This is a genomic window from Actinoplanes sp. NPDC000266 (assembly GCF_042899005.1).
In the GTDB taxonomy this organism is placed as follows: Bacteria; Actinomycetota; Actinomycetes; order Mycobacteriales; family Micromonosporaceae; genus Actinoplanes.
In genome coordinates this window covers 245,331-262,593 of sequence record NZ_JBIAZI010000013.1, presented here as the reverse complement: position 1 = coordinate 262,593, position 17,263 = coordinate 245,331, and the positions used below count along the sequence as shown (strand labels likewise).

At 71.6% G+C, this 17,263-nt stretch carries 13 protein-coding genes and 1 pseudogene; 7 read left to right on the top strand and 7 right to left on the bottom strand.

Features of this window, described 5'->3' with window-relative positions:
* Nucleotides 1–30: 30 nt before the first annotated feature.
* Nucleotides 31–885 carry an SDR family NAD(P)-dependent oxidoreductase gene (locus tag ACFY36_RS42345; RefSeq protein WP_499751574.1) on the bottom strand — a complete coding sequence of 285 codons (855 nt, stop codon included), beginning with the start codon at nucleotides 883–885 and terminating at the stop codon, nucleotides 31–33.
* Between the two features lie 99 nt (nucleotides 886–984).
* On the opposite strand from ACFY36_RS42345, the gene ACFY36_RS42340 reads away from it, so the two are divergent.
* The gene (locus ACFY36_RS42340; protein WP_499751573.1) at nucleotides 985–1,656 is read left to right on the top strand and encodes a TetR/AcrR family transcriptional regulator; all 672 of its coding nucleotides are present in this window, start codon (nucleotides 985–987) and stop codon (nucleotides 1,654–1,656) included.
* A 106-nt stretch (nucleotides 1,657–1,762) separates the two neighbouring features.
* Here the strand turns inward: ACFY36_RS42340 and ACFY36_RS42335 are convergent.
* From ACFY36_RS42335 to ACFY36_RS42310, 6 genes and pseudogenes are all read right to left on the bottom strand, one after another.
* Nucleotides 1,763–2,457 (bottom strand): annotated as a pseudogene (locus ACFY36_RS42335) (IS701 family transposase); the annotation flags it as partial.
* A gap of 1 nt (nucleotide 2,458) precedes the next feature.
* Complete coding sequence (locus ACFY36_RS42330; RefSeq protein WP_499751572.1) at nucleotides 2,459–4,966, bottom strand: HAD-IC family P-type ATPase; 2,508 nt, start codon at nucleotides 4,964–4,966, stop codon at nucleotides 2,459–2,461.
* 55 nt (nucleotides 4,967–5,021) lie between these two features.
* On the bottom strand, nucleotides 5,022–5,681 hold the full coding sequence (locus ACFY36_RS42325) for a response regulator (protein ID WP_499751571.1): 660 nt from the start codon (nucleotides 5,679–5,681) through the stop codon (nucleotides 5,022–5,024).
* A complete protein-coding gene (locus ACFY36_RS42320) occupies nucleotides 5,678–7,012 on the bottom strand; it encodes a sensor histidine kinase (protein ID WP_499751570.1) in 1,335 nt (444 codons plus the stop codon). Before ACFY36_RS42320 ends, ACFY36_RS42325 begins: the two co-directional genes overlap by 4 nt.
* 81 nt (nucleotides 7,013–7,093) lie before the next feature.
* Nucleotides 7,094–7,870 carry an ABC transporter permease gene (locus tag ACFY36_RS42315; RefSeq protein ID WP_499751569.1) on the bottom strand — a complete coding sequence of 259 codons (777 nt, stop codon included), beginning with the start codon at nucleotides 7,868–7,870 and terminating at the stop codon, nucleotides 7,094–7,096.
* The gene (locus ACFY36_RS42310; protein ID WP_499751568.1) at nucleotides 7,867–8,778 is read right to left on the bottom strand and encodes an ABC transporter ATP-binding protein; all 912 of its coding nucleotides are present in this window, start codon (nucleotides 8,776–8,778) and stop codon (nucleotides 7,867–7,869) included. The genes ACFY36_RS42315 and ACFY36_RS42310 overlap by 4 nt, the downstream gene beginning before the upstream one ends.
* A 110-nt stretch (nucleotides 8,779–8,888) precedes the next feature.
* Here ACFY36_RS42310 and ACFY36_RS42305 point away from each other — a divergent pair, with 110 nt between their 5' ends.
* The 6 genes from ACFY36_RS42305 (at nucleotide 8,889) to ACFY36_RS42280 (ending at nucleotide 17,252) form a co-directional block, all read left to right on the top strand.
* Nucleotides 8,889–10,073 carry an SGNH/GDSL hydrolase family protein gene (locus tag ACFY36_RS42305; protein WP_499751567.1) on the top strand — a complete coding sequence of 395 codons (1,185 nt, stop codon included), beginning with the start codon at nucleotides 8,889–8,891 and terminating at the stop codon, nucleotides 10,071–10,073.
* A gap of 50 nt (nucleotides 10,074–10,123) precedes the next feature.
* Nucleotides 10,124–11,323: a M28 family metallopeptidase gene (locus ACFY36_RS42300; RefSeq protein WP_499751566.1), complete on the top strand. Its 1,200-nt coding sequence runs from the start codon at nucleotides 10,124–10,126 to the stop codon at nucleotides 11,321–11,323.
* Between the two features lie 42 nt (nucleotides 11,324–11,365).
* Complete coding sequence (locus tag ACFY36_RS42295) at nucleotides 11,366–12,052, top strand: hypothetical protein (RefSeq protein WP_499751565.1); 687 nt, start codon at nucleotides 11,366–11,368, stop codon at nucleotides 12,050–12,052.
* 80 nt (nucleotides 12,053–12,132) lie between these two features.
* Nucleotides 12,133–13,389, top strand: a complete 1,257-nt coding sequence (locus ACFY36_RS42290) for a hypothetical protein (protein WP_499751564.1) — start codon at nucleotides 12,133–12,135, stop codon at nucleotides 13,387–13,389.
* A 13-nt stretch (nucleotides 13,390–13,402) separates the two neighbouring features.
* Complete coding sequence (locus tag ACFY36_RS42285) at nucleotides 13,403–15,901, top strand: M14 family zinc carboxypeptidase (RefSeq protein WP_499751563.1); 2,499 nt, start codon at nucleotides 13,403–13,405, stop codon at nucleotides 15,899–15,901.
* Nucleotides 15,902–15,935: 34 nt separating this feature from the next.
* Entirely contained in the window at nucleotides 15,936–17,252 is a 1,317-nt protein-coding gene (locus ACFY36_RS42280) for an MFS transporter (protein ID WP_499751562.1), read from the top strand.
* Nucleotides 17,253–17,263 lie beyond the last annotated feature (11 nt).

The window sequence follows — 17,263 nt, the reverse complement described above, 5'->3', positions numbered from 1 at the left end:
CCCGCGCCGAGTACGACGCCCGGCCGCGCCCTAACTGACCTTCTCCGTCGACCAGGCGGACGCGGAGACCTCACGCCACTGGGCATCGGACTCGGCCAGAGCCTTCGACGCGGCGTCCCAGTACTGCAGGGCGTCCTGGCCGAGAAGGATCCGAAGCGGGGCGTCGGCACGGCCGGCGAGGGCGGCCACGATCTCGGCGATCCGGGCCGGATCGGCGGAGTTCGCCGCCGCGGCCTCAGGGTCGGCCGGGTCGCGGATCATGTCGGCGAACACGCCGACGGTCTCCTGATAGGGCTCGCTGACCAGCGGCACGGTCATCGACGAGCCGGCCCAGTCGGTACGCATGCCGCCCGGCTCCAGCACCGTGACCTTCACCCCGAACGGCGCGACCTCCTGGGCCAGGCCGAGGGAGAAGCCGCCGACGGCCCACTTCGCGCTCTGATAGGCGGTCAGGCCGGCCGTGGTGATCCGGCCTCCGAGGGAGGACACCTGGAAGAGGTGCCCGGACCCCTGTCGGCGCAGGATCGGGGTGACGGCCTTGCTGACGTGGACGACGCCGTAGAAGTTGGTGTCGATCTGCGCCCGGAAGTCCTCCAGGGCGACGTCCTCGACCGCGGCGAGGTCGGCGTAGCCGGCGTTGTTGACCACCACGTCGTAGCGGCCGAACGCGGCCAGACCAGCCCGCACGGCCTCGTCCACGCCGGCCGCGTTCGTGACATCCAGCGCCACCGGCAGCACCCGGTCGCCGTACTGCTGAACCAGGTCGTCGAGCTGCTCGGGCTTCCGCGCGGTGGCGACGACCCGGTCGCCGGCCTTCAGCGCGTTCTCGACGACGGCGCGGCCCAGGCCGCGCGAACTACCGGTGACGAACCAGACCTTGGACATTGTCTCTTCTCCCCTTGGATTTTGCGTACCGTCGGTCCCTTAAGCTAAGGGACCGACGGTCCCCTGTCAAGAGACCGACGGTCCCGTACGATGCGGGACATGACGACGTTCCAGCGCGCCCGCAGCGAGGAAGCGCGGGAGATCCGCCGGCAGGCGATCCTGGACACCGCGGCGCGGATGCTGACCGAGATGCCGGCGAGCGCCGTCACCCTCAACGAGCTCAGCCGCCGCAGCCGGCTCGCCAAATCCGGCTTCCTCAAATACTTCGAGTCCCGCGAGGCCGTCCTGCTGGAGTTGCTCAACCGGGCCTGGGAACAGTGGAACGCCGACCTCGGTGAACTGCTCCCGGCCGGCATGGACGCGGACCGGACGGCTCAGCAGCGCGGCGCCGAGATCGCCGCCGTCCTCGCCCGCAGTCTCGCCGACCGGCCGCAGTTGTGTGATCTGCTCAGCGCCCAGGCCGGCGTCCTGGAACACAACGTCTCGGCCGACGTAGCCAGCCGCTACAAAAAAGCCGCCTTCGCCAACGTCGCGGCCCTCACCGGCCTCGTCCGCGAGCGGCTACCCGAGCTCGGGCCCGCCGCCGGGCAACTGTGCGCTCAGATCATCATGGCGGCCGGCGCCGTCTGGACCCACTCCCGGCCCTCCCCCGGCATGATCGCCGCCTACGACGCCGACCCCGAGCTGGCGAAGATGCGCCTGCCCTTCACACCCACCCTGGAACACATGATCACCACCCTGATCGCCGGCGCGCTCGCCCTGGTCCAGTAATGCCATTGCCGGTGGCGGCGGAACAGTGACCAGCTGATGGTGTGCTCGTTGCCCGGGTGAGCCCAGGTGAGGAGGGCGGCGATCAGGCGGCGTGCTTCGGGCACGGTTATGCCGATGAGTTGCTGTTTCTCTGTTCGGATACCCCTTTTTGGTGTTCGGCGGCGCGGACCGCGGCGAGCCAGGCCAGGGCGAGCATGGACAGGGTGATGTGGGCGTACCAGCCTCGCCAGGTCCGGACCTGATAGTGGTCCAGGCCGGTCTCCTGTTTGGCTTGTTTGAAGCATTCCTCGACCGCCCACCGCCGGCCGGGTGCCCAGGACGGCCGGATCGGCACCCGGGCCCAGTCATAGAGGCGGGGCCCTTGGGCGCCGTCCCCGGCCGGCCGACAGGCGTTTCCACCTTCGCGTCGAGAGCGCGTTGCAGCATGTCCATCGCGACTCGGGGTTTGGTCTGCAGCTCGGTGTCTTCCGGGATACCCGCCGCTCGGCAGCGATCAGGGTCACTGATCCAGGACTCGGGCAGATACAAATGCCGGTCGATCAGAGCGTGCCCGGCCGGGGCGACATAGGCCAGGAAGATGCCGATCTGGCAGTTGTCGCGTTTGCCGCTGGTGCCGGTGTATTGGCGTTGCACCCCGGCCGGCTTCACGCCTTTCTCAACGAAGCAGATGTCGTCGTTGACCAGCACCGCCCCGCTATGACCGAGCCGGTCAACGACGTAGTCGCGGAGGTCATCACGCACCCCGCCAACGTCCCAGTCCGCCCGGCGCAGCGGCCGTCGCATCCCGTCCGGGCTGATCTCGCTAGGGCAGATTGTCGAGGCCGAGCACCCGGTCCATGACGCGGAAGCGGTAGGCGCAGCTCAGCGTCACGAACCACAGGCCGAGCATCGGGAAGACCACCTCGAAGGTCGGCTCGGACGGGCCGGCCAGGCCGAAGTAGTTCCACAGGACCGGGATGAACAGCACCGCGAAGAAGACCAGGACCAGGCCGATCACCAGGTAGAGCGGGCGGCGGTCGGCCACCGGCGCCGTCCAGGCCGCGAAGAACCGGTGCGGCGGCTCCAGGAACAGGATCAGAACGAACGAGGCCAGGCAGAAGAAAGTGGACAGTCCGGTCTGCGCGCCGATCGTGGCGGCCGCCTCGGCGAAGTCGGTGTCGCTGCCGTACGTCAGGCCGGTGTAGCGCTCCCACTGGTCGATGATCTCGGCCGGGGTGCGGCCGTCGGAGAAGCCCTTCTCGATGAGGTGGTAGAACAGCGCGTAGATGGCCGTGCCGAAGCCGGCTGTCACCACGGCCGCCGGGACCACGAAGCGGGCCATGTTGCCCAGCAGATGTTTGTCCGGGGGCAGCGGCTTGGCCCACCACGTCATGAAGAACGTGGGCACGCCGACCGTCAGCAGGGTCAGGCCGACCTGGGCCGGCGAGTACGGGAAACCCAGGCCCAGCATCGTCACGGCCAGGATGACCAAGCCCTGCGAGGCCACCCGGGCCAGGAAGACATAGAGGGAGATGCCGATCCCGTTGAGGATGCGGCGGCCCTCGCGCTGGGCCGGGAGCAGCGCGGCGAACGAGTCGTCGACGAGCACGATGTCGGCCACGTCGCGGGTGACCGCGCTGCCGCTGCGCATGGCCACGCCGACCTGGGCGCCCTTGAGGGCGCGGGCGTCGTTCACCCCGTCGCCGATCATCGCCACGTAGTGGTGGCGGCGGCGCAGCGCGGCCACGATGCGTTCCTTCTGCTCCGGGGCGACGCGGCCGAAGACGGTCGTCCGCTCCACGAGGCGGTCCAGCGCGGCGTCGTCGAGACCTTCGAGACGGCTTCCGGGTACGGCTTCACCCGGCTCCAGGCCCGCCCGTTCGGCCAGCGCGGCGACGGTGCGGGGATCGTCGCCGGAGAGCACGATCAGCCGTACGCCGTCGTCGCGGAACCGGGCGACGGTCTCGGCCACCTCGGGTCTCAGCTCGTCGGCCAGCGCGACCAGGGCGACCGGCTGAAGCTCCGGCAGGACGGCCCGTCCCTGCTCGTCGTGCAGGCGCTGACCGGGCCCGGCCGCGCGGGCGAGCAGCAGCACCCGCAGGCCGCGGCCGGTCCGATCGGTGACCAGCGACGGCTCCACCGGCCAGCTCAGGCTCTCGGCGAGCGCGTCCGGGGCGCCCAGCACCCACGTGGCGGTGTCGGTGGCGATGCCCGACCAGCGCAGCGACGACGCGAACGGCACCTCGTCGCGGACCGTCCACGGCTCCCCCGGCAGCGAACCGGCCAGGGCAGTGGTCGTCAGGTTGGGCGTCTCGCAGGTGCGGGCCAGGGAGCCGAGGGTCTGGCGCACCTCGGCGGCGTCGTATCCGCCGAGCGGCACCACCTCGTCGACGGTGAGCTTGCCGGTGGTGAGGGTGCCGGTCTTGTCGGTGCAGACGACGTCCACATTGCTCACCGACTCGACCGCGTTCACCTGCTGCACGAGCGCGCCCTGCCCGGCGATCCGGGCCGCCCCGGCGGTGTAGGCGACGGCGATGAGGAAGAACAGGCCGTACGGCACCAGGCCGGACAGGACCGCGCCCATCTGCACCACGCGCAGCAGGCTGAAGCCCTCGAGCGCGGCCTGGGCCAGGATGGTCAGGCTCATCAGCAGCGCGAGGGCCATGACGAGGCGTACGACGAACTCGATCCGCCGTTGCAGTGGGGTGTCGTCCGTGGTGGCCCGCCGGGCCTCGGTGGTGAGCCGTCCGGCGTAGCTGTGCGGGCCGACGTCGCGGGCGTGCTGGAAGCCCTCGCCGGCCACGCAGAGGCTGCCGGAGCGCAGATCGTCGCCGGGCGCCTTGGCCACCGGGTCGGACTCGCCGGTCAGCAGCGACTCGTCGGCCTCGAGGCGGCCGCCGTCCTGAAGCGGGCCGTCCACCACGATCTGGTCGCCGGCGCGCACCCGCAGCAGGTCGCCCCGGACGACCGCGCCCGGCGCGATCGCGACCTCCCGGCCGTCGCGCACCACGACGACCATCGCCCGGTCGAGCAGCTGGAGACGGTCGAGCTTGTGCTTGGCCCGGATCTCCTGGAGCGCGCTGATGACGGCGTTGATGAGGCCGAGCCCGACGCTGATGAGCGCGTCGCTGTAGCGCCCGAGCAGCAGCAGCGCGGCGCCGATCACGAACAGGATGATGTTGAAGAACGAGAAGACGTTGGTACGCAGGATGGTCGCGTAACTACGGCCGCCGCCCTTGCCGGTGGTGTTCGCCTCGCCCCGGCGGCGGCGCGCCTCGGCCTCCGCCTCGGTCAGCCCCTGCACCGGCGCCGGCCGCACGTCGAGGTCCACGATCAGCCGCCCGATCAGCCCGAATGATTATGTTTTGACCATACACAGGACGTGCTCAGCCCGTGCCGGGTCGGGCCAGACCCATGTCGTACGCGAAGATGACGGCCTGGATGCGGTCGCGGGCGCCGATCTTCGCGAGGACGCGGCCCACATGGGTCTTCACGGTCGACTCGGAGAGCACGAGACGCCCGGCGATCTCGCCGTTGGTCCACCCCTGGCCGATGGCCACGAGGATCTCGCGCTCGCGGTCGGTGAGGGTGGCCATCCGGCCGTCCTGTTTCGGCGGAGCGCTCAGGTGCTGGGCGAACTCGTCGAGCAGGCGCCGGGTCAGCGCCGGGGCGATCACCGCGTCGCCCGCGGCCACGGCCCGGATGCCGGCCAGCAGCTCCTCGGGGTGGGCGTCCTTGAGCAGGAAGCCGCTGGCGCCCGCCCGCAGCGCCGCGTGCACGTACTCGTCCAGGTCGAACGTGGTGAGCATGAGGATCCGGCTGCGGCCACCGGCGGCGACGATGCGGCGGGTGGCCTCGATGCCGTCCATCCCCGGCATGCGGACGTCCATGAGCACCACGTCCGGCCGCAGTTCCGAGACCTGCCGTACGGCGTCGGCGCCGTTGGCGGCCTCACCGGCCACTTCGGTGTCGGGATTGCTCTCCAGCAACATCCGGAAGGCGAACCGCTGCAACTGCTGGTCGTCCACGATCAGCACGGTGGTCATGTGAGGCCCTCCAGCCGTACGGCGTCCAGATCCGCGGTCACGCGCCAGCCGCCGCCGGGTATCGGGCCCGCGTCCACCGTCCCGCCGTAGATCGCCGCCCGCTCCCGCATGCCCACCAGGCCGTGCCCCCGCTCGCGCATGCCCACGCCCTGCCCCTGCTCGCGCATGCCCACGCCCTGCCCCTGCTCGCGCATGCCCGCCCGGCCGCGCGTCTCGCTCGCCGGGGCCGCCGGGCCGTTCGCGGCGCCCTCGGGTGGGCCGCTGTCGCGGATGTCGAGGCGCAGCCGATCGTGGCCGGCGGTCACCGAAACGCTCACGGCGGTGTGCGAACCTGCGTACTTGAGCGTATTCGTCAACGCCTCCTGCACGATTCGGTACGCCGTCACCTGAACCCCGCGGTCCAGGTCGGCGAAGTCGCCGGCGGTCCGGTACTCGATGCGCGGGCCGGCGGCGCGGATCCGCTCGCAGAGGTCGTCGATGTCGGCCAGGCCCGGCTGCGGGCGCAGGTCGGGGGTGCTCTCGTCGTCGCGCAGCACGCCGACCGTGCGGCGCAGCTCGGCCAGCGACTTGCGGCCGGTGTCGCCGATCAGCTGGAGCGCCTCGCGGCCGCGTTCGGGGGCGGTGCCGACCGCGTACGCGCCGGCGTCGGCCAGTGAGACGATGACCGACAGACTGTGGCCGACGATGTCGTGCATCTCCCGGGCGACCCTGGTCCGCTCGGTCGCGGTGGCCAGCCGGTCCCGCTGCTCGCGCTCGACCTCCAGGCGTTCGGCCCGGTCGCGCAGGGCGGCCACGTTGGCGTGCCGCAGCCGCACCGCGATGGCCAGGGCCCCGGCCGCCGTGAAGACGCTGAGAAGGAAGAACAGCACGTCCGAGACGCCCATCCGGTCGGACAGGCGCCACGTGACCGGCACGAACGACGCCAGCAGCACGGGGGCGGCCCAGATCAGGCGGTCGAACCGCCCGTACCGGATCAGGCTGTAGAAGGCGATACCGACCGCCGCGTCGGCCCGCATCAGGATCCCGGACGCGCTCTGCGCGATGAAGACCAGCATGACCACGTGGAACACCGCCATCGGGGCCCGCCGCCGCCACCAGAGCGGGACCAGCAGCGCCAGTTGCAGCGCGACCATCTCGCCCGCCGGCAGGTCGGAGAAGGCGACCGGCCCGTCCTCGTGCCGGACGCCGCCCAGATCGGGCAGGCAGAAGTTCAGGAAGAGCAGCACCACCAGGGCCGTGTCGAGCGCCCACGGCCGCCGGGTGTCGAACCGCCGGAGCCGCTGGCCCAGCCGCAGCAGCCCGGCCGTCGCCCCGGCGTCCTCGCTCCTCACGTGATCATCTTCCCTCGGTAGGGGCCGGCCCCGCCGCCGCCCGAGATCATCCGGGCGATCGGCCGGAAAGGGGCGGTGGGCTCAGGCGTCGGAGCGCTTCAGGCGGTAGGCCGCGCCCGCGAGGGCGGCCGCTGTCCAGGCGAGCATGACCAGCAGGCCGGCGCCGGCGCTCAGCGAGCCGTCGGTCTGGGTCAGGGCGTAGATCGACGCGCCGGCGTTGCTCGGCAGGTACGGGGTGATGGCGTCCGACCACGAGTCGGGCAGCAGCGACATCAGGCCCGGAACGAGCAGGAACGTGCCGACCAGGGTTGAGATGCCGCCCGCGGTCGAGCGCAGCAGCGCGCCCAGCGCCACCCCGATCACGCCGACCAGACCCAGGTAGACGCCCGCGCCGAGCAGGCCTCGCAGCACGCCGTCGTCGGACAGGCTCACCGCGCCGCTCGTGCCGGACAGGACGGCGCTGGTCGCCAGGAACGCCGCGAAGGCACCCACCACGCCGACCAGGAACGCGATGACCCCGTACACCAGAGCCTTGGCCCAAAGGACCGGAAGCCGCCGGGGCACCGCCGCGAGCGTGGACCGGATCATGCCCGTCGTGTACTCGGCCGAGGATGTCAGCACGCCCAGCACGCCGATCGCGATCAGCGCGAACGTCACTCCGAACAGCGCCATGCTGTAGCCGGTGGTACCCTCCGAACCGGGGGCGTCGATGCCCGAGCGGAACTGGAACGCGGCGATGACGCCGAGGCCGACCAGGAACAGCAGGGCCAGGCCGAGCGTGATCCAGCTCGAGCGCAGCGACTCGAACTTGGCCAGCTCCGACCGGGCGACGCGCGGCTGCGTCACGGCGATGCTCATGCCGCCCTCGCCACGTACTCGACGGCGTCGTGGGTCAGGTTCATGAAAGCTTCCTCCAGGGAGACCTCGTGCTTGGTGAGCTCGAAGAGCGGGATGCCGTGCTCGGCCGCGGTGAAGCCGATCTCGCGGGCGCTGCGCCCGGTCACCATCAGCTGTTCCGAGCCGGGCCGGCCGGTCACTTCGACACCGGGACCGGCGAGCAGGCTTCGCAGCCGTACGGGGTCGGCGGTCGCCACGAGCACGGTGTCGCCCCCGGCGTCACGGACGAGCTGCTCCACGGTCGTGTCGGCCAGGATCCGGCCGCGGCCCACGACGATCAGGTGATCGGCGACCAGGGCCATCTCGCTCATCAGATGGGACGACAGGAAGACCGTGCGGCCCTCGGCGGCCAGGCCGGTGAGCAGGTTGCGGATCCACAGCACGCCGTCGGGGTCGAGGCCGTTGACCGGCTCGTCCAGCATCAGCGTCTCCGGGTCGCCGAGCAGCGCGGCCGCGATGCCGAGCCGCTGGCCCATGCCGAGCGAGAAGGCGCCGGCCCGCTTGCGGGCCACCTGGGCCAGGCCGGTCATCTCGATCACCTGCTCCACCCGGTGGCGGGAGATGCCGTGCGTGTGGGCGAGCGCCATCAGGTGGTCGAAGGCGGAGCGGCCGGGGTGGATGGCCTTCGCCTCGAGCAGGGCGCCGATCTCGCGCAGCGGGGCGGGGTGATCGGCGTACGGGCGGCCGTTGACCGTCACCGTGCCCGAGGTCGGCCGGTCCAGGCCGACGATCATGCGCATGGTGGTCGACTTGCCGGCGCCATTCGGCCCCAGGAAGCCGGTCACCGCGCCGGGCCGGACCGTGAAGGTCAGCCCGTCGACGGCGGTTTTCTCGCCGTACGTCTTCGTGAGTTCCCTTGCTTCGATCATGTATCCAGCGTCGGCCCGGCCGGGCTCCGCAACGTCGTACCGCGGGTCGATCTTGCCGGCGGGGCGTAGTACCGCGGTACCACATGATCGACTTCGGTACCCTGGTTCCGATGACATGGACCAAGAAGATGCTGGTAGCGGCTCTGACGGTCCTCGGCGTGGCAGGGTGCACCGCCACGACACCGGCCCCGAGTGCGACGGCCGTGGACTGGGTGGGCAGCTGGGCCGTGGCCGGGCAGAGCGGCGGGCGGACGTTCGGCGAGCAGACCGTACGGCAGGTGGTGCACACCAGCGCCGGCGGTTCGACCGTGCGCCTCCGGCTGACGAATGTGTTCGGCAGCGCTCCGCTCACCCTCGCCAACGTGCGCCTCGCGCTCAGCAAGGGCGACGCCACGATCGACGCGAGCACGTCCACGGCCGTGACGTTCGGCGACGCCCCGAGGGTGACGATGGCCGCCGGTGCGAGCATCGAGAGCGACCCGGTCGCGTTCGGCCTGCCGGCGAGCGCCGACGTCGCGATCAGCGCCTATCTCCCGAACGGCAGCCAGGCGACCACCCAGCACTCGTTCGCGAACCGTCACAACTACGTCGGCTCGGGCGACCAGACCACGAACGCCACCCTCGCCGGCGCGCAGACCGTCGACAGCTACTTCTTCCTGGCCGGGCTCGACGTGCGCGACGCGGCGGCCGAGGGCACGGTGGTCGCGCTGGGCGCCTCCATCACCGACGGCTTCGACTCCGCCTTCGGCGCCGACAAGCGCTGGCCCGACCTGCTCTCCCGCCGGTTCAGCGCGGCCGGCCGCACGGTCGGCGTGCTCAACGCCGGCATCAGCGGCAACAAGCTCCTGAAGGACGGCGCCGGCGAGAGCGTACCGAAACGCTTCGAGCGTGACGTGCTCTCGCAGCCCGGCGTCAAGTGGGTGATCCTGTCCGACGCCGCCATCAACGACCTCGGCGACGACCGCCCCACCGGCGACCAGCTGATCACCGCCCTGCGCGCCGTCATCCAGCAGAGCCACGACGCCGGCGTGCGGATCTTCTGCTCCACCCTGACGCCGTTTCAAGGCACGAGCTATTGGAGTACGGAGGGTGAAGCCGGCCGGGAAGCGGTCAACGCCTTCCTCCGTGGCGGCTCCAGCGGCTGCGACGGCGTGATCGACCTGGACACCGCCACCCACGACCCGGACGCGCCGGCCCGGTATCTATCGGAGTACGACAGCGGCGACCATCTGCACCCCAACGACGCCGGTATGCAGGCCATCGCCGACGCGGTCGACCTGTCGCTCTTCCGCTGAGTCGGGCAGCCGACTGAACCCGCGGCGCCCGGAGGAGGATCGTCGGGGCCATGGAACGTCACATCCACTGGGCCGTGCTGCCCGCCGGCGAGGCCGGACCGGACGGCCGCACCGCCGGACATCGCGTGCTCGTCGGCGACCAGGTGCTGCTCTGGTCGGAGGAAGAGCAGGCCGAGCCCGCTCCCGCCGCGCGCTCGGGCGCCGTGGCCACCGGGCTGTCCCTGGTCACCCAGGTGGGCCGGGCCTTCCAGGAGGCGCACCCGGACGTGCCGGTCATCCTCGACCACGGCCGTCACCTGGTCGTCGAGGGCGGCGAGGCGCTGCGCGGCAAGGACGACACGTGCTGGCGGGTGGAGCCGCTGCCGGCCGGCCCGGTCGTCGTCGACCGGCCGGAGCGACAGGCCCGGCGCGCCGACCCGGCGGTCGAGAACGTGCTCCTGGGAGTCGCCCGCCCGGCGTACGAAAGCGATCTGACCTGGATCTCCCAGCTGGAGACCCGGCACTCGCTCAGCGAGGGGTTCCGTCAGGCGGCCGATCGGGCCGAGATGGCGCTGGCGACGCTGGGCTATGCGACGTCGCGCCAGGCGGTGAGCGTCGGCGGCGGGCAGAGCGCGAACGTCATCGCCGACCGCCCTGGCCAGGCCACCACGGATCGCAAGGTCGTGCTGGTGACGGCCCACCTCGACTCGGTCAGCCAGGCCGGCGGCACCAGGGCGCCCGGCGCCGACGACAACGGCAGTGGGGCGGCCGGGGTGCTGCTGCTGGCGAGCGCCCTCGCGGCCCACCGGTGGGAGAACGACCTGCGGCTCATCCTGTTCGGCGGCGAGGAGCAGGGGCTGTTCGGCAGCAAGCAGTACGTGGCGGGACTGTCACCGGACGAGCGTCTCCGGATCCGCGCCGTCCTCAACATGGACATGATCGGCGTCCGCAACGGACCCGAGCCGGGTGTGCTGCTGGAGGGCGCCCCGGTCTCGAAGGAGCTGATCGACGACCTGGCCGCGGCGGCCGCCACGTACACCGGGCTGCGGGTGGAGACCTCGCTCAGCCCGTTCGCCAGCGACCACGTGCCGTTCATCGTGGCCGGCGTCCCGGCCGTGCTGACCATCGAGGGCAACGACAGCGCCAACGGGAACATCCACAGCGAGAACGACCTGCTCGCGCACATCGACTACGGGCTCGCGGTGGAGATCCTGCGGATGAACGCGGCCGCCGTGGCCGGGTGGCTTCGCCCGGTGGAGGTGGCAGGCTAACATTGCCGCGGTTTCGTCCTTTGAAAGCGAAAACGAGGCGACATGCGGTGGTTCCGGCGCGGGTCCGGCGGTCAGAAAGACCCCGGCCAGCAGCAGGCTCTCGTCGACGACGTCCGCGGCCGGTACGGTCCGCACCAGCCCGGCACGTTCCTCCAGCAGGCCGACGCGGCCGCCGCCCAGCTCGCCGGTGACGACGGCCTGCTGGCCGCGGCCTGGATCGTGCGGGAGTTCACCGACGCCGCCTACGCCGACGTGGCCGGCCAGGTCGGCGGCTACGGATATCAGGTCGACCGCCGCAACTACCGTCCGCTGTGGAGAGAGACGGGCAGCCGGCTGCGCTGGAACCTGTGGGCCCTGCCCGGCGGCCTCCATCCGTACATCCAGGTGAGCGGGGCCGTCGCGGCGGTCGGCGCCGACCCCAAGCGGGTCGTGAAGGTCACCGACCCGGGCCCGCTGTTGGCCCACCTGTTCGAGGTCCTCGACCTGACGATCGCCGGCTGGGAGTTCGCCCGGGTCCGCCCCGACACCGACGCCGCCACCCTGGTCCACCGGGTCATCACGACCACCCGCGACCTGCGCGCGGCGATGAGCGACGAGCCGCCCCTCCCGCAGCCGGTCCGCGAGCTGATGCGCCGCAACAACGTCATCGACATCTACGACCCGAGCTCCCCCGCGGTCGTCGGCGGCTTCAACCCGGGCAAGGAGATGCGCGAAGCCCTCCTGGCCTAGCGCCCGGACGGGACGGCGGCCCGCGACCGCCGGCCCTATCCTCGTCCGGTGATCTCGCGCTTGTCGCCGGCGGGCCGGCCGTGCTCCGGCTGACCGCCTGGCTCGTCCTCGCCGCCGTCTTCACCGGGCTCGTCAAGCTCGGCCTCGACGAGCTGGATGGCGGCACCGGCGGATGGCTCTGGCCGATCGGGACCGCCCTGGTCTCGATCCTGGCGCTCACACCGCTGCACGAAGTCGGCCACCTCCTCGCCGCGCCCCTGCTGCGCTTCCAGGTGACAAAGGTCGTCATCAGCTACAGGGCACAGTCGTACGTCCAGGTCAGCACCACCCACACCGGACGCGCGCTGCCGCTCCGGTTCGCCCTGCTCCACCTGGCGGGCCCGGCGGTCGACGTCGCCGTGGCCGTCGGCCTGGCCCGCTGGGCGACCCACCCGATGCCCGCGCCGGTGCGGGTGTGCCTGCTCGTGGCCGCCCTGACCGCCGCGTTCCTGGCCCTGGGCAACCTGCTGCCGTACGCCCGCGGCGGCGTCACCACCGACGGCGCCCACATCCTGTGCTGGATCCTCCGCCCCGCCCGCACCCGCGCCGATGCCACGGTCATTCCGGCCGGTGCCGCCGACCCCGTCACGCTCCGCCGCGTCATCGACGAGACCATCGACGACGCCATCCTCGACGCCTTCATCGAGGCCACCGCCGACCGGCGGGCGGTGGCGATCGCCGTGTTCCTGCGGCTGCGCCGTACCCTCGGCCTGGTCCCGGGGCGGCCGCTCGCCCTCGAGAACGTCACCATCGGCCCGGCGGCCGCCGCCGACTACATCAGGCTTCAGGAGTACGTCATCTCGCCCGGCGCCGACGTCGCCGTGCTCGACGCGCTCGCCGCCACCCTGGGCGTCGTCCCGGGTCTGTGGCAACTGCACCGCGCCTCGGTCTCCGGGCTGCCGCCCCAGCCCGCGATCGTGGCCCGGATCGAGGCCGTCGCCGCCGCCCTGGCCCACCGCCGCCCCGACACGGTGTCCCGCCGGATCGTCGGGGCCGTCGCCGACCTGCTGCACGACCGTCCGGCCGAGGCGCGGCGGGCCCTGATCGGCGTCGCCCCCTCGGCGAGCGCCGACGGGACCTACGCGCCGCTGATCCGCGCGATCGCGGAGGCGGCCCTGGGCGACCACGATCAGGCCGCCCGTCTGCTGAACGCCGTCCGCCGCACCCGCGTCGAGGCCGGCGTGCCGGGCGCGGACGACCCGATGCCCGTCGTGACCGGCATCCTGGCCGCCCGGCGTTCGGGCCCATCGCTTCCAGCGAATGGCACAGACGGTATTACCACTGACGTACGTCAATAGGTAATAGTGCATTGTGGACCTCTCACGGCTCGCCGCGGGCTTCGGCGCGGCTCTGCTCATCACCGCCTTCCCCGTGCCCGCGCACGCCGACGACCGGGGCTCGACCCGCGAGTTCGGAAACGGGCCCGAGCGCAACGAGGTCGCGGCCACCGACAGCGCGGCGGCGCGGATCCTGTCGGCGCCCGCCCCCGACGTGGCCTGGAAACCCGGGCGGCAGGGCTATCCGCGACAGCATGAGCTGCGGGTCTACCCCGCCAATCCGGAGGACCGCTCGATCAAGCTCGGCCTCATCCCGTACCACGGGATCGCTCCTCGGCTGAACGCCCTCCAGCAGGCCTCGAACCGGGTGTCGGCCGAGGTCGTCGGGCATTCGGCCCTCGACCGGGACCTCTATCTGGTCACCGTCACCGCGCCCGAGAGCGCGGCCGAGGCGGCCCGGCAGGAGCGCTGGCGCAAGCTGATCGAGGACGATCCGGTGGCCGCCCGGCGCGACCGGTCGCTGGCCCGTGGCTACAAGACGCCGGTGTGGATCAACGCGAACATCCACGGCGACGAGTGGGAGGGCACCGACGGGGCGCTGCGGGTCATCGAGCGGCTCGCCACCGCGACCGACGCCGCCACCGCCGCCTTCCTGGCCCGCAGCCGGGTCTACGTCACGGTCACCAACAACCCGGACGGCCGGATCGCCGGCACCCGGGCCAACGGGGCCGGCTTCGACATCAACCGCGACCACGCCACCAGCTCGCAGCCGGAGTCGCGCGCGGTCCGCGACGTCGTCATCGCCACCCAGCCGTTCGTGATGCTCGACGAGCACGGCTACACCGGCACCACGCTGATCGAGCCGGCCACGCCGCCGCACGGGCAGAATTACGAGTACGACCTGTACATCAAGCACGCCCTGCCCAACGCGCTCGGCATGGAGGCGGCCATCCAGCGCCTCGGACATCCGGAGACCACCCGGGCCGACATCCCGTTCCGGGACTACGCTCCCGGCGACTGGGACGACTGGCCGCCGATCTTCACCCCGATGTACGCGATGTACCACGGGGCCATCGGCCACACCGTCGAGATTCCGTTGCAGGTCAACCGGGGCCTCTACACCACGCTGCCGGTCGAGGAGCTGCGCCGCCGCTCGGCCGTCAACACCGACGTCGCGGCGGCGACGATCGAGGCGGCCCTGACGTACGCCGACACGAACCGCGCCGCGCTGCTGGCCGACCAGATCGAGCAGTTCCGCCGGGGCTGGGCCGGCGAGCCGCAGCGCGACGTCCCGGACGGCTACGTGCCCGGCTTCGGCCCCGAGGACCGCTACTCGACAGACTTCCCCCGGGCGTACGTCGTACCGGCCGGCCAGAAGCAGCGTTCCGCGCCCGCCGCCGCGCGCCTCGTCAACCACCTCATCGCCAACGACGTCCGCGTCACCAAGGCCCGGACCGCCTTCGTCCTCAACGGCCGCCGTTACCCGGCCGGCTCGTACGTCGTCGACATGCACCAGCCCAAGCGCGGCCTGGCCAACGTGCTGCTGGAGGCCGGCCGGGACATCTCTTCACTGGTACCCCAGATGTACGACATATCCGGATGGAGTCATCGCCTGCTCTGGGGCGCCTCAGTCGACATAAGCCGCTGGGTTGCGCCACGCGTCGCCACGTCGCCCGTCTCAGCCGCGTCGTTCACCAGCGCCACGCCCAAGCGCCGGGAACTCGCTCTCACGCTGCGGGACCCGGCCGACATCCGCGCCGTCAACGCGCTGCTCGACCAGGGGATCAAGCTGCGGTTGCACGGCCCGGCCACGGTCGTCCTGCCGGCCACGGCCGCGTGGGTTTCAGACCGCTTCGGTGTACGCCTCGACGCCGCCCCGCGCGGCAGCGCCGGCACCCCGATCTCGCGTCCGGTGCTCGCCGCCGCCGTGGCCGCCGACGAGCTGTTCGCGCTGCGTGAGATGGGCTTCGACGTCCGTACGGTCTCCACCGCCACCCTCAACGCCGGCGCGAGCCTGGCCGGGGTGACCGGTCTGATCGTCTCCTCCGGCCTGAACTACACGCAGCTCACCGCGGCCGCCAAGGCGCAGGTCGACGACCTGCTCAGCCGGGGCGGCGTGGTCACCCGGGGCGTCACCGGCGCGATGTTCAACGCGACCGCCGGCCTGCTCCCGGCGACCGCGGTCGCGGGCCGCGGCGACGCCAACGGAGTCGTCGCCGTCCGCAACACCGGGCAGGTCGTCGGCGCCGACTCGCCGCCGCACTCGTTCGTCTACTCGCCGCTGTGGTTCACCGGCACCGGATTCACCGTCGAACAGCGCTACGCCGACGACCCGCTGGTGGCCGGCCACTGGCTGCCGACCACCCCCGGCGTGGGCGGCCCGTCGCAGGCCGCGGGCCAAGCCGCGGTGGTCTCGGGCACCACCGCCCGCGGCAGCCGGGCCGTCCTGTTCGGCACGGAAACACTGTTCCGGGCCCACCCGAAGGGGCTGTACGCGCAGTTCGCCCGAGCGCTCTACTGGACAAATTCATAGACCTCAACCAAGGTTCACCCCTTACGGTGTGCCGATGGGGCGGGTCTTCTATCAGTTGCTGGTCAACACACTGCTGGTCTCGGTCATCAACTTCACCGTATGGTTCGCGATCACCTTCTACGTCTACATCGAGACGCAGTCGGTCTTCGCCACCGGCGTGATCTCCGGGATCTTCCTGGTGATGACGGCGCTGACCGGCATCTGGTTCGGCAGCCTGGTCGACCACTACCGCAAGAAGACGGTCATGCAGGCGTCGGCGCTGGTGTCGCTGACCCTGTACGGGGTCGCGCTCATCCTCTACCAGGCGACGCCGCGCGAGGAGTTCCGCGACCCGGCGAGCGTCCGCCTGTGGCTCCTGGTGGTGCTGCTGATGTTCGGCGTGATCGCCGGCAACCTGCGGACGATCGCCCTGCCCACGATGGTGACGGTCCTGGTCGAGGAGAACATCCGCGACCGCGCGAACGGCCTGGTCGGCACGGCCTCCGGCGTCTCGTTCCTGGTCACCTCGGTGATCAGCGGCCTGCTGGTGGCGCTCGGCGGCATGTTGTGGGTCCTGGTGGTGGCGCTCGGGGTGCTGGGGTTGGCGGTCCTCGCCCTGGCCCTCGTCCGGATGCCCTCCGGCGCGGCCGTGCCCGCCGCCGCCTCGGAGAAGCGCTCGGTCGATCTGCGCGGCACCATCCGGGTGATCGGCGGGGTGCCCGGACTGCCCGCCCTGATCGCCTTCTCCGCCTTCAACAATCTGCTCGGCGGCATCTTCATGGCGCTGCTGGACGCGTACGGCCTGTCCTTGGTCTCGGTACAGACCTGGGGTTTGCTGTGGGGAGCCTTGAGCACGGGCTTCATCGTGGGTGGCCTGCTGATCGCCCGTACGGGCCTGGGCAAGAACCCGGTCTGGCTCCTCCTCATGGTCAACATGGTGCTCTGGACCGTGACCCTGATCTTCCCGCTCCGCGAGTCGATCGTCTGGCTGGCCGCCGGCCTGTACATCTACATGCTGGTGGTCCCGTACGCGGAGGCGGCCGAACAGACGATCCTGCAGAAGGTGGTGCCGTACGAGCGCCAGGGCCGCGTGTTCGGCTTCGCCCAGAGCGTCGAACAGGCGGCCTCCCCGCTGACGGCGTTCCTGATCTCCCCCACTGCCCAGTTCGTCTTCATCCCGCTGATGACCGACGGCGCCGGAGCTCGCTTGATAGGCGATTGGTTCGGCACGGGCGCCAACCGGGGCCTGGCCCTGGTCTTCGTCCTGACCGGCGTCATCGGCGTCTTCGCCACGACGGTGGCCCTGCGAAGTCGTCCATATCGCCGCTTGAGTCGCCGATACACCGAGGAGCCGGCCCCCGTTTCGCCGTAGTCTCTGGAGCC